This window comes from Staphylococcus xylosus, assembly GCF_002732165.1.
Lineage (GTDB): Bacteria > Bacillota > Bacilli > Staphylococcales > Staphylococcaceae > Staphylococcus > Staphylococcus xylosus.
Genome location: NZ_MRZO01000001.1, coordinates 344812 through 358247 on the forward strand (window position 1 = coordinate 344812; position 13436 = coordinate 358247).

The window sequence follows — 13436 nt, forward strand, 5'->3', positions numbered from 1 at the left end:
AATTAACAAAGGCAGGGGTGTCTATATGATTGGGAAACATTATGTGTTGACTGGAGGCACAAGTGGATTAGGTCAATCTTTATTAGAAATATTATTAAGCAAACAGGTACACGTAACTGTACTTGCACGTAATCCACAAAAAATTAAAAAAAAGTATGACAGTTCATTATTAACAGTCATAAAATGTGATTTACAATCTCACAAACAAATTTTAAATCTCAAGAACGAATTTAACAAGAAACTAATTGATGGTATTATCTATAGTTCAGGATTAGGTTATTTCAAATCTATAGAACAACATTCAACAGAAGAAATGCTTGAAACTTATAACTTAAATGTAGTTAATTTCAATACATTGTTAACTACGTTACAACCGTTTTTCAGTCAATTTCCTACAATCGTTGGTATTGGTAGCCAATCTGCATTTTTAACACAAGCATACGCAGCACATTACGGAGCCAGTAAAGCTGCATTTAATCAAGTGTTAAACGCCTTACGTATTGAAAAAACTAATTATCATGTATTAACAGTTAATACAGGGCCAATTGCCACGCCATTTCACGAAAAAGCAGATCCATCATTATCCTTTGCCCAAAAATATAAAAGTATTATGCTTGATCCTGATGAATTAGCTCATAAGATCATAAAAGGGATGCTCAGTAAAAAACAAGAAATCAATGAACCTAAATGGATGCATTTATTTTTAAGAATATATCAAATAGCGCCACGATTCGTAGAAAAACATTTCACATTCCTGTTTAAAAACAAAATATAAAGTCCCACTACTTAAAGAGCCACTTCTTGTAAGAATTAGTGGCTCTTACGCCTGAGTAAGTACTCAGGTGTTCCACTTTTTAAGAGTTAGTGGGACTTATGTATTATGCATGAGCGTTAGCTCAGATAATCATTGAAAACCACTTTCTTAGATAATCAACCTATAAAAAAGATCACTAATTTAATAAATTAGTGACCTTAGTACACGAGCTTTAGCTCATTATTTCAAATGTTGCGTATACTCTAAATTTTTAACTCTTTCACGGGCAGCCTTTAATTGTTCTAAACTGATATCTTTTGAATGCTCATAATTCTTCACATTCTCATCTAATTGATCAACACTACTTGCGCCAACTATAATTGAGCCTAAGGCATCATGCGAAGTAAGATAATTAAATGTCAAACCTGTTAAATTACTTTCTATCTCTTTAATAGAAGCAATCGTTTCTCCTAATTCTTGATAACTATAATCAAAAATACCTTCAGCAAACTTGTCATCTAAAGCTTTATTACTATTAGAAGTTAATAACCCTTTAAATACGGGTCCGCGTGCAAGTACTTTAACCCTTTGAGCATGAATATCATCCAATAACGTTTCTGGTCTATTATCAATTAAGTTAAATTGTGACATTAACGTTTCAATATCACTATGTTTCAAATAATAATCAATTACATTTGGACGTATGGATGAAATTCCATACGCACGAACTAAACCTTCTTGTTTTAACTCATCAAATGCACTAATCGTTTCATCTAATGGGTCATCAATAGTACCGCCGTGCAATTGATATAAATCTAAATGATCTAATCCTAAACGCTTTAGTGAGTCTTTCACAGCTTTTTTAATATAAGTTTTTGATGGGTCCCAGAATGTAGAACCATCTTCTGCTAAATGATTACCAACTTTTGTACCTATAACGATATCATCTCTATCTTGGTATTTTTTTAATGCTTTACCCACGATATCCTCATTAATACCTTTGTCATAAATATCTGCTGTATCAAAATAAGTGATGCCATGTTCTATCGCACGTTCAATAATAGGTTCTGCTTTATTATAATCAGTACCTAAACTCATACAACCCAAACCTAATTCCGAAACCTCGATACCACTTCTCAATACATTTTTTTGCATGTCGTTTCTCCTTTCGATACACTTAATTCATAGGGCGTAAAAATAATATACGCAATATTACTTAACTGGATATTTATATTAACTGTAATAGTTACTCCCTACATACTACCGTATATATCTTAACAATAACTTAAACCAAATAAAAGGAACGTGATTAAAATGAACCTATATGAAAAGACAATACATAAAACATCCATTTATCAAGGATCTATTATTGACTTAGAAGTACACGATGTTGAATTACCCGATGGTAAAACGTCTAAACGTGAACTTGTTTATCACAATGGCGCGGTAGCAGTCTGTGCATTAACTCCTGAGAATAAAGTATTACTCGTTAAACAATTTCGTAAACCAGCTGAAAAACCATTATTAGAAATCCCAGCAGGCAAACTAGAAATAGATGAAGTGCGTACAGAAGCGGCTAAACGTGAGCTAGAAGAAGAAACTGGCTATATTGCTGATGAGTTAGAATTAATAACTGAGATGTATGGGTCTCCTGGTTTTTCAAATGAAAAAATATCAATTTATTTAGCTAAAGACTTAAAAACAGGTCAAATGAATTTAGATGATGATGAATTTATTGAATTAGAACAGTATTCTTTATTAGAAGTCGAAGATATGCTGAAAAATAAAGAACTTGAGGATGCTAAAACCATTATTGCGATACAACACTTACTACTTAATTATAATGATTATAAATAAGAAACGAGTTTACTTGCGTATTTTATCAATTACTGGTATTTTATATATAAATCATTATACAAATTAAAATGATTATAATTATTAGTAGGGGAGTGAGGCTTCCGTGGAAGAACGTCTAAATCGCGTGAAGCAACAATTACAACAATCTTCATATAAATTAACGCCACAACGTGAAGCGACGTTACGTGTATTAATTGAAAATGAGAAAGATCATTTAAGTGCTGAAGATGTATATTTAAAAGTAAAAGACAAAGCACCTGAAATAGGTCTAGCTACTGTGTATCGTACACTTGAGTTATTATCAGAACTTAAAGTAGTTGATAAAATTAATTTTGGAGATGGTGTTGCTCGATTTGATTTGCGTAAAGAAGGAGCTAAACATTTCCACCATCATCTTGTATGTATGGAATGTGGTAAAGTTGAAGAAATTGAAGAAGATTTATTGCCTCAAGTAGAAGAACGTGTTGAACAAGATTTTGATTTTAGAATCTTAGACCACCGTTTAACCTTTCATGGTGTATGTTCAAATTGCCAAGCTAAGGGTAAATAATCATGTACGAACAAAAACCTTTTATGAATAGAGGTGTTAGGCTTGGATGACATAATTGAAGAATACTTGAAATTTATACAATTAGAAAAAGGTTTGAGCACTAATACAATTGGTGCATATCGTAGAGATTTAAAAAAATACAAGGATTTTATAGAACTTCAAAAAATTAGCCACATTGACTTTGTAGATAGACAAGCTGTGCAACTATGTCTTGGTCACTTACATGATGATGGGGCATCTGCAAAATCATTAGCACGTTTTATTTCAACGGTTAGAAGTTTTCACCAATTTGCTTTAAGAGAAAAATACGCAGCAAAAGATCCAACTGTACTAATTGAAACACCTAGGTATGATCGTAAATTACCTGATGTATTAGAAATCAATGAAGTCTTGGCATTATTAGAAACACCAGACCTATCAAAAAATAATGGTTACAGAGACCGTACAATGTTAGAACTTCTATATGCTACAGGTATGCGTGTTTCTGAATTAATTCATATTGAGCTTGAAGATATCAATTTAATTATGGGCTTTGTTAAAGTTTTCGGTAAAGGAAACAAGGAGCGAATAATTCCATTGGGAGATGCTGTTATCGATTATTTAACTAAATACATAGATACAGTGAGGCCACAATTATTAAAAAAAACCGTAACTGACGTATTATTTTTAAATATGCACGGTAAACCTTTGTCTAGACAGGCGATATGGAAAATGATCAAATTAAATGGTGTCAAAGCAAATATTAACAAATCTTTAACACCACATACCTTAAGGCATTCATTCGCAACACATTTACTAGAAAATGGCGCAGACTTGCGAGCAGTTCAAGAGATGTTAGGACATTCCGACATTTCTACAACTCAACTATACACGCACGTATCAAAATCACAAATTCGTAAAATGTATAATGAATTCCATCCACGTGCATAAACACAGACCAGTTTATTCGTAGAATAACTAGCCTGTGTTTTTATATGTCTAATATTCAAAATAGTCATTGCATTATTACATTTTGGCATTTCTTCTTTCGTGAAGTGCTTGTAAACGCGCAGCAGTCACTTCGGAACGATCTCTTTCTAAATGATGATTTACTATATAACTGTCCTTAATAGTATAATCGGTCATTGTATAGTTAGGATAAGCCTTTAATATAGCTTGGTGCATAGTTGGTGTTAACGGTAACTGAATCGGTACAAATTCATTGTTATTTTTAGTTGCTTCTATCAATTCTAAAAGTAATGTTTTATAAGATTCTAATTCAATGCCTAATTCTGTATCATTAGTATAAGCTTGGATTACATTTAATGCTTTACTAAATGATTTCATAGCACCTTTATGATTAGCTCGACGAAAATGATAACACCCTGTTGCTAACAGGATTAAACTTACAACAGCATCATCTTTGCGAAAGGGTTCGTTGTCTTTCCATGCTTCTTCTAATATATCATGACATAAAAAGTAGTGCTGTTTAGTGTGAAAGTGAAAATAAAAATCTTTTAATGCTTTTTTCATATTAAAACCGCTCCAAATTTAAATGTTTACTATAAACATGCTATAATATTTTAGTGAATTACGCACTTAACTTGCGATACGAGGTAGATAAAATGTATGAAGTAAAGTTAGATGCCTTTAATGGTCCATTAGACTTATTATTGCATCTTATTCAAAAAATTGAAATTGATATTTATGATATTCCAATGAAGGAATTAACTGAGCAATATATGCAATATATTCATGCGATGAATCAGTTAGAAATAAATATTGCAAGTGAATATTTAGTAATGGCTTCTGAATTACTTGTGATTAAGAGTAAGTTGCTATTACCACAAACAGATGAAGAAGAAACTTTAGATGACGACCCACGTGATGACTTAGTCGGTCGTTTAATAGAATATCAAAATTATAAAGCTTACACGGAAATACTAAATGAAAAGAAATCAGAGCGCGCTTACTATTTTTCAAAGCACCCAACCGATTTATCACATTTAGAATCAACAGAAACATGGGATTCAGAAAATACAATTGATTTAACAGAATTAATCATTGCCTATCAGAAAGTGAAGAATAGGGTAGAATTTAATACACCTAAAACTGTTGATATACGCAAAGAAACATTTACTATTCAACAGGCAACGACTCAAGTTTCTGAACGTTTAAAGCAACATGATTCATTTAATTTCTTTAGTTTATTTAATTTTACTGAACCTGTAGAAATGGTTGTAACACATTTTCTAGCAATACTTGAAATGTCCAAATCTGGTATTGTTAACATTGAACAACCCAAAAGTTTTGAGGATATCAATATTTTAAGAGGGGTAAATTATGGCATTGAACGTTAAAGGGATTTTAGAATCACTACTATATACAGCTGGTGATGAAGGATTAGACAAAAAACAAATACTTGAAATACTAGAAATAGATGAGACTACATTAACAGAACTTGTAAATACATATCAATCCGATGGACTAATGATACAACAATTTGGACAAACTTATGTATTAACAACTAAAAAAGAAGCTTCAGAATATATTGAAAAATTAATTGAACAAAAATCAAAAATGAAGTTATCACAAGCAGCAATGGAATCTTTATCTATCATTGCCTATAATCAACCTTTATCTCGAAGTGATATAGAAATGATTAGAGGTATTAATTCTGATGGTGCTGTAAAAACTTTAATCGCTAGAGGACTCGTAGAAGCAAAAGAGCAAGCTGATTCAAGAAGCCAACAACTCTATACTACCGAATTGTTTCTAAATGTATTTGGTATTGAGCATTTGGACGATTTACCTACGACAGATGAAGAAGATGAAGAAATAGAAGCTTTCTTCAGTAATTTAGTGAATCAAAAAGGAGAAAATAATGAATAAAGAGACAGAAAGATTACAAAAACGTATAGCTAATAGTGGTTACACATCCCGCCGTAAAGCAGAAACGCTTATTACAGAAGGTAAGGTTAAAGTCAATGGTTCAGTTGTTACTGAATTAGGAACTAAAGTAAAAAATTCAGATAGTATAGAGGTTGAAGGTATTAAACTAGAACAAGAAGATAAGTTATACATTTTATTTTATAAACCAGCACAAGTGATAACAAGTGTATCTGACGATAGAGGCAGAAAAGTAGTAACTGACTATTTCAAAGAAATTAAAACTAGAATCTATCCTGTTGGACGTTTAGACTATGATACTTCCGGATTACTGTTATTAACAAATGATGGAGAATTTACAAATCTAATGACCCATCCTAGTTATAAAATAAAGAAAAAGTATGTTGTTAAATTAAAAGGATATCTGATGAGAGAAGAAGTTAAAGCATTGGAACAAGGTATTAAATTAGAAGATGGTGTCACACAACCTGCAATTGTTAAAGTGAAAAATCAAGATAAAGATAAAAATAATACGCTTGTTGAAATTACCATTACTGAGGGACGTAACCGTCAAGTTCGTCGAATGTTTGAACATTTTGGCCATCAAGTAACTAAACTCCAACGTATTGAATTCGGCCCACTAAATTTAAAAGGCTTGAATGCAGGTGAAGGCAGAGTTTTAACGCCACATGAAGTTAAAACAATTCGTCACCTTGCAGAGCACGGTAAATAGATATTAATTTCGCCACTTCTATGCTTATGAGAATTTTTTCACAAACTTTAATGCATAGTCACTTTTAAAGACGAACCTATGATATAATATTGTTAAATTTGAAAGTAGCAGTGTGGGAGGTATATATGCATGTCAAACGAAATACTTATCGTAGACGATGAAGATAGAATCAGAAGATTATTAAAGTTATATCTTGAAAGAGAATCTTTTGAAATACACGAAGCAAGTGATGGAAATGAAGCATATAAAATGGCTGTAGAACATGATTATGCTTGTATCTTATTAGATTTAATGCTACCAGAAATGGATGGAATCACCGTTGCATCTAGACTAAGAGAACACAAAGAAACACCAATTATTATGTTAACTGCTAAAGGTGAAGAAACAAATAGAGTAGAAGGTTTTGAATCTGGTGCTGATGATTATATCGTTAAACCATTTTCACCACGCGAAGTTGTGTTACGTGTCAAAGCGTTATTAAGACGCACGCAAGTTGCGTCAGCTGAACAAAGTGAGCCTCACGCAAGAGATTTAATCGAATTTGATCACTTAGTTATTGATAATGATGCACACAGAGTGTTAGCTGATGGTAATCAAGTGAACTTGACACCTAAAGAATATGAGCTATTGATCTTCTTAGCTAAAACACCGAATAAAGTATTCGATAGAGAACAATTATTAAAAGAAGTCTGGCATTATGAGTTCTATGGCGACTTGCGCACAGTAGACACGCACGTTAAACGTTTAAGAGAAAAGTTAAATCGAGTATCAGAAGAGGCTGCTCATATGATACAAACAGTATGGGGTGTAGGATATAAATTTGAAATCAAATCAAATAATGAACCTACTTAATAGTGTAGTTGTAAAACTGTGGTTGACTATAATATTTATAGTAACTACAGTTTTAATTCTATTAAGTGCAGCTCTTATAACGTTTATACAGTCTTATTTTACTCAAGAAACAGAAGATTCTTTATTGAAAGACGCCAAAAGGATAAGCCAACTAGTTGAAAGTTCTGACGATAGAGCTACTGCTATCGAACATAGTCGTAAGTTAATTGAAGGCCCTGTTGGATTAATCATAACGAACGATAAGCATAAAGATAACAACGACAATGACATTACTAAAAATGAAATGTTCAAAGAGATTAAAAATAATAAAGATTATGACCGCGTCTTTGATGACGGTAAACAAATTTCAGAACATGTAACGGTTAATTTTAATGATAAACAACGTACATATGTATTAATTGGTTATCCAACAAAAAATATTGAAACAACAAATACTCCAAATGGAAAATATAGTGGCGTGTTTATCTATCAAGACTTAAAGACAATAGAAGAAACCAATAATGTTATTACTGTAATTATCTTAATCATTGCTATTATCTTTTTAGCGATAACAACAGTATTTGCATTTTTCCTATCTTCACGCATAACTAAACCATTACGCAATTTAAGAACACAAGCTCAAAAAGTTTCTAAAGGTGATTACGCTCAAGTTGTACCAGTCAACTCTAAAGATGAAATTGGTGAATTATCACGTACATTTAATACAATGAGTTCTGAAATTCAGCAGCATATTGATGCATTATCATCCTCTAAAAATATTCGGGATAGCTTAATTAACTCAATGATTGAAGGCGTTCTAGGATTTAATGATAAAAAAGAAATTATTATCTCTAATAAATTAGCCAATACAATTTTAGAGATGTTAGATGAATATGCATTAGAGAAACTAGATAAACAAAACGAGCTTACTTTTAGTAGTAAAAAAACGCAATTTGAAGTTTATGAAATCAACACACGTTATTTTGTAATTATTACAAGTTATATAGAGCAAATACAACCTGATGGTAGAAGCGGTATCGTGGCTATTATTCGTGATATGACAAACGAGCATAATATGGATCAAATGAAAAAAGATTTCATTGCCAATGTATCTCACGAATTACGTACGCCAATATCCTTATTGCAAGGATACACTGAATCTATTGTAGATGGTATTGTAACTGAGCCAGATGAAATCCACGAGTCATTATCTATCGTTTTAGATGAAACTAAAAGGTTAAACAGGTTAGTAAACGAATTATTAAATGTAGCGCGAATGGATGCTGAAGGTTTAACTGTGGATAAAGTTATACAGCCAATTGATCCATTACTCAACAAGATGCAACAAAAATATCAAAAACACGCCAAAGATTTAGAATTAAATATGAGTTTAAATCCAGATACACATCAACGCTTATGGTATTTTGATTCGGATAGAATTGAACAAGTATTAACTAATTTAATAGATAATGCATCTAGATATACTGAACCTGGAGATGCGATTAACATAGAGATAAGCGAAACTAATTCAGAACAAATACTTTATATAACTGATACTGGTTCTGGTATCGCACCTGAACATTTACAACAAGTGTTTGATCGCTTTTACAAGGTAGATACTGCACGTAAGCGTGGTAAACAAGGGACTGGATTAGGATTGTTTATCTGTCGTATGATAATTGATTCTCACGGTGGTACCATTGACGTAAAAAGCAAACTGGGTAAAGGGACTACTTTTATTATTTCTTTACCTAAACCAGAAACTGAAGACGACAATGTTTAAGTATCGTTTCTAGATGAATGAATTGATGAAGAACTAATAATGACTACATATAAGAACAATAAATTGAAATAGCATTTATAAAGCATATTCTTATATGAAATTCATTTATGTATAGAACTTAAAAACTGCCGGCAAAGTTAAACGCTTTGACGGCAGTTTTTATACCAGTTTCATCCTTTTTATTTATGTCGTTAATATATTTTAAGCAAGTATATTGTTTTTACCAGAGTAATAAGCTATGATAAATTTATAAAATTTAAGAAATTCATCTTCGGGGTAGGGTGCAATTCCCAACCGGCAGTAAAATAAGCCTGCGACCCATTAATCTATTAAATAGATTAATGGCTGATCTAGTGTGAATCTGGAGCCGACAGTATAGTCTGGATGGGAGAAGATGGAGGGTTTATTTGTTGTGCAATTATATCCTCCTATTCTGAGAAAGATGAATGGAAGGAGATAATTTAATATGCAACAACAAACAAAACGCCTCATTACTATTAGTATGCTGAGTGCAATCGCATTTATTTTAATGTTTATAAAGTTCCCAATACCATTTTTACCACCATATTTAACTTTAGATTTTGGTGACGTACCAGCTTTGTTAGCAACATTCACACTTGGTCCTGTTGCGGGGCTTATTGTAGAATTCATTAAAAATTTGCTCAATTTTCTATTCAACGTAGGTGATCCAGTAGGTCCTGTAGCTAACTTTTTAGCTGCATCAAGCTTTTTATTAACAGCTTATTTCGTCACTAAACATAAAGGCGTTCTAAAATCTCAAATTATAGGGCTTAGTATGGCAACGCTAGTTATGACAATTGTTCTAAGCATATTAAACTATTTTGTGTTATTACCTTTATACGGTATGATCATGAACCTGTCTGACGTAGTAGAAAATGTTAAGATAGTCATTGTATCGGGTGTTATACCTTTTAATATTATTAAAGGTGTTGTTATCTCAATCGTATTTATTCTTTTATATAATCGATTAAAAAACGTTTTACCACGTTAGAAATATAGCAGAACTTACCATCAAAAAAATAATAAACGCCTTTCAAAGTAACACTTTACAAGTGAGAAATGAAGGGCGTTTTTATTTCAAATATAAATATTAATTTTGGAAAAGTTAATGTTGAAGTAATGCAACCTATAAGAATAACTGGGTGCAAAAAATCCGAGACAATTATTTATGTCTCGGATTTAACTCTAACTATGTCTAAGTCATTAAATGAGGTTATTGCTATAGTAGGTAAGCAATTGTTTAAACTTAAATATAATCTAACTTCTATTCAAATTTTAACGCGTCACCATCAAATGGTTCTTCCTCAATTTTAATAGAATCAGTAGGGCATCCGTCTATTGCATCTTCCATATCTTCATATAATTCTTCTGGTACCTCCGCAGTACCTTGGTTATCATCTAGTATTACATAAGCGATACCTTCATCATCATAGTCGTATATATCAGGGGCAGCGGCACCGCAAGCGCCACATGCTATGCATGTGTCCATATCAACAATTGTATATTTAGCCAATTTCTTCGCCTCCTTCGACAAAAATGCTACAATAATTACACAAATATTATTGTAATCACTGTTTATCATTTTTTCAAATGTTTTCGATTTATAAAAGTGAGGGAGCATCCATGTATAATTTAATTCATTTTGCATACACGAAGTCACATAATTACAAAACCGAAAAAAGTATATTTAATATTATCACAGGTAAAAAATCGCATCAAACCTTTTTTGATGCCTGTAGTCAACAACTCTTATCATTGTATCATAGTATGCCTAAACTAAAATATTCTTTATTCGAACAATATTCTAATAATTTTAACATCGAAGAACAACAATTTCAAAATATCATTAGCCATCCACGTCATACATATGACAGCTTATCAAATACTTTCAATGCAATACAATTGTTGACTCAAACATTGTCTAATGTCCAACATAATAATTATCAATTTGTGCCTATTACACAACATAGAGCAGTTCATCAGAAAGTTAAACACTTATATAAAAAAATTTCTGACCATCATTTAGAAAACTTATTTATAGACGAACTTACATTACTTTTTCAATCTTTAACTAACCAAAACAGTGACCTATATATTCATTATTATTTACAAGGTTTTGAAGAAAGTATGTATACAAGACAACAAATTAGTTTAATAGAAGCGATATCACAAGAAATGCTTTTTGAATTAGAAATCAGAGATTTAGTTACTTTAATGTATGAAATAGAGAATGAGCAAAAGTATCCATTATTACATAGCTTAATTATTCTTCCAACATTATTAAACAAAACCGAAAAAACTTATATAGGAATACAAAATGGGTTAAACTTCAAACAGCTGGTAGCACAACAAAATGTTAAACCCAATACAATAGATGATCATATTTTAGAATTATTTATCAAGGGATACATAACCGATTACGATAATTATTTAAATCATATAGATTATACACCATTTATGACGTATTATATTTCTAATCGTAGCGAAAGACTGCGTAACTACAAGGACTCTTTCTCTGAACTCAGTTACTTTGAAATTAAATTAGTTATTGTTGGTGTCGAAAGAGGTGAATTAAATGTTACACGATGATTTAAAAAGATGGTTTGGATTTGAATCATTTAAGCCGGGGCAAGAAGAAATTATTAATAATGTCCTTAATAATATTGACACTTTAGGTATTTTACCTACTGGTAGTGGCAAAAGCTTATGTTACCAATTGCCAACCTACATAAAACAAAAGCCAACATTAGTTATTTCACCGTTAATTTCACTGATGGATGACCAAGTTATGCAACTCAAGGTACAAGGAGAAAAAGATGTATGTTGCATACATTCAGGCATGGATGAAAATGAAAAACAACAAAATATAAATCACTTAAAGATGAGTAAATTTATATTTTTAAGTCCAGAGTTTATATTACAAAAACACAATTTCAAATTAATTAAAAATTTAAATATCGGTATGATCGTATTAGATGAAGCACACTGTTTATCAGAATGGGGATATGATTTTAGACCACACTATGCGCTTGTAGGAGAAATTACAAACCATTTCAATGAAGCTACCGTATTAGCATTAACTGCAACGGCACCTTCTTATTTAACTTTTGATTTAGAGCAAATATTAGGTAAGTCATTTTCAGTTATAAAAAATAGTATGAACAGAGATAACATTTCTCTAACACATAAAAATTTTGCTGATGATGATGAAAAATTAAACTGGCTTTTACCTACATTAGAGCAATCAGGACCGACTATTATTTACGTATCATCTAAAAAAATGTGTCTATCATTAGCTCAAAGTATTTATAATTATGGTTTTTTAACTGGTATTTACCACGGTGATTTATCATACCAAGAAAGGCATACAGTACAACATCAGTTTATTAATAACGAAATCCCCATTATCGTTGCTACAAGTGCCTTTGGCATGGGAATTAATAAAAAAGATATTAGAACAATTATTCATTTCCATTTATCTACAAGTCCATCTAGTTATATGCAAGAAATAGGTAGAGCAGGGCGTGATGGTAATCAAAGCCAAGCAATAAGCCTTTATCAACCTGATGACAGCTTTCTGTTAGAAACTTTATTATTTACAGACATAATTAATATAGAAGATATAAATGCGTATGAATTATCTCAGTTTCTACCACCCGAAAAGACAGACATACTCGATGTACTCAGTACACAGTATACTTTTGGACAATTACGTAATATCTTTGATTTGGCTTATAAACGTAAAAAATTAGGTTATATACGTATGCTAGGTTATAAAAACCTTGATCAGTGCAGAAGATCTTATTTAGTTGAATTTTTTGATGAAATTTTGGTAGAAAAGCCTAAACAATGTTGCGATAATGATTGTGAATTAAATTTATTAAATATAATAAATAGAAAAAAAGTAAAAAGAAAAATGGATTTTAATGAAAAATTACAAAATATGTTTAAAACATAGACAATTACTTTACTTCATATTTTCAATCAAGCTATAATACGATATATACACTTATTTAACAGTATTTTTTCTTAACAAATT

15 protein-coding genes and 1 riboswitch are annotated in these 13436 nt (G+C 31.3%); of the genes, 12 read left to right on the plus strand and 3 right to left on the minus strand.

Translation table 11 applies throughout. The features are described from left to right. The first annotated feature begins 25 nt into the window (after positions 1 to 25). A complete protein-coding gene (locus BTM19_RS01730) occupies positions 26 to 775 on the plus strand; it encodes an SDR family NAD(P)-dependent oxidoreductase (protein ID WP_029377230.1) in 750 nt (249 codons plus the stop codon). Between the two features lie 219 nt (positions 776 to 994). Here the strand turns inward: BTM19_RS01730 and BTM19_RS01735 are convergent, their stop codons facing one another. Further along, a complete protein-coding gene (locus tag BTM19_RS01735) occupies positions 995 to 1909 on the minus strand; it encodes an aldo/keto reductase (RefSeq protein ID WP_058625673.1) in 915 nt (304 codons plus the stop codon). A gap of 159 nt (positions 1910 to 2068) precedes the next feature. Between BTM19_RS01735 and BTM19_RS01740 the strand changes: the two genes are divergently transcribed. From BTM19_RS01740 to xerD, 3 genes are all read left to right on the plus strand, one after another. Continuing rightward, positions 2069 to 2611, plus strand: coding sequence for an NUDIX hydrolase (locus tag BTM19_RS01740; RefSeq protein ID WP_029377232.1), 543 nt, complete (start codon positions 2069 to 2071; stop codon positions 2609 to 2611). Positions 2612 to 2714: 103 nt separating this feature from the next. Then, positions 2715 to 3161 (plus strand): ferric iron uptake transcriptional regulator, encoded by a 447-nt coding sequence (gene fur / locus BTM19_RS01745; protein WP_029377233.1) that lies wholly within the window; start codon positions 2715 to 2717, stop codon positions 3159 to 3161. 42 nt (positions 3162 to 3203) lie between these two features. After that, the gene (xerD, locus tag BTM19_RS01750) at positions 3204 to 4091 is read left to right on the plus strand and encodes a site-specific tyrosine recombinase XerD (RefSeq protein ID WP_029377234.1); all 888 of its coding nucleotides are present in this window, start codon (positions 3204 to 3206) and stop codon (positions 4089 to 4091) included. Between the two features lie 75 nt (positions 4092 to 4166). Here xerD and BTM19_RS01755 read toward each other — a convergent pair whose 3' ends face one another. Next, positions 4167 to 4673, minus strand: coding sequence for a DUF309 domain-containing protein (locus BTM19_RS01755; protein WP_058625672.1), 507 nt, complete (start codon positions 4671 to 4673; stop codon positions 4167 to 4169). A 92-nt stretch (positions 4674 to 4765) separates the two neighbouring features. Here BTM19_RS01755 and BTM19_RS01760 point away from each other — a divergent pair, with 92 nt between their 5' ends. From BTM19_RS01760 to BTM19_RS01785, 6 genes are all read left to right on the plus strand, one after another. After that, entirely contained in the window at positions 4766 to 5500 is a 735-nt protein-coding gene (locus BTM19_RS01760; protein ID WP_029377236.1) for a segregation and condensation protein A, read from the plus strand. Continuing rightward, the gene (scpB, locus tag BTM19_RS01765; RefSeq protein WP_029377237.1) at positions 5490 to 6032 is read left to right on the plus strand and encodes an SMC-Scp complex subunit ScpB; all 543 of its coding nucleotides are present in this window, start codon (positions 5490 to 5492) and stop codon (positions 6030 to 6032) included. The genes BTM19_RS01760 and scpB overlap by 11 nt, the downstream gene beginning before the upstream one ends. Continuing rightward, positions 6025 to 6762 carry a pseudouridine synthase gene (locus tag BTM19_RS01770; protein ID WP_029377238.1) on the plus strand — a complete coding sequence of 246 codons (738 nt, stop codon included), beginning with the start codon at positions 6025 to 6027 and terminating at the stop codon, positions 6760 to 6762. Before scpB ends, BTM19_RS01770 begins: the two co-directional genes overlap by 8 nt. A gap of 129 nt (positions 6763 to 6891) precedes the next feature. Then, positions 6892 to 7614: a response regulator gene (locus BTM19_RS01775; RefSeq protein WP_029377239.1), complete on the plus strand. Its 723-nt coding sequence runs from the start codon at positions 6892 to 6894 to the stop codon at positions 7612 to 7614. Further along, positions 7601 to 9376 (plus strand): ATP-binding protein, encoded by a 1776-nt coding sequence (locus tag BTM19_RS01780; protein WP_172606470.1) that lies wholly within the window; start codon positions 7601 to 7603, stop codon positions 9374 to 9376. The genes BTM19_RS01775 and BTM19_RS01780 overlap by 14 nt, the downstream gene beginning before the upstream one ends. 263 nt (positions 9377 to 9639) lie before the next feature. Next, positions 9640 to 9776, plus strand: a riboswitch (FMN riboswitch). Between the two features lie 66 nt (positions 9777 to 9842). Further along, on the plus strand, positions 9843 to 10388 hold the full coding sequence (locus tag BTM19_RS01785; protein WP_029377241.1) for an ECF transporter S component: 546 nt from the start codon (positions 9843 to 9845) through the stop codon (positions 10386 to 10388). A gap of 273 nt (positions 10389 to 10661) precedes the next feature. On the opposite strand, the gene BTM19_RS01790 is transcribed toward BTM19_RS01785, so the two are convergent. Then, the gene (locus BTM19_RS01790) at positions 10662 to 10910 is read right to left on the minus strand and encodes a ferredoxin (RefSeq protein ID WP_026113585.1); all 249 of its coding nucleotides are present in this window, start codon (positions 10908 to 10910) and stop codon (positions 10662 to 10664) included. A gap of 110 nt (positions 10911 to 11020) precedes the next feature. On the opposite strand from BTM19_RS01790, the gene BTM19_RS01795 reads away from it, so the two are divergent. Continuing rightward, complete coding sequence (locus BTM19_RS01795) at positions 11021 to 11986, plus strand: helix-turn-helix domain-containing protein (protein ID WP_058625670.1); 966 nt, start codon at positions 11021 to 11023, stop codon at positions 11984 to 11986. After that, positions 11973 to 13355 carry a RecQ family ATP-dependent DNA helicase gene (locus BTM19_RS01800; RefSeq protein ID WP_029377243.1) on the plus strand — a complete coding sequence of 461 codons (1383 nt, stop codon included), beginning with the start codon at positions 11973 to 11975 and terminating at the stop codon, positions 13353 to 13355. Before BTM19_RS01795 ends, BTM19_RS01800 begins: the two co-directional genes overlap by 14 nt. Positions 13356 to 13436 lie beyond the last annotated feature (81 nt).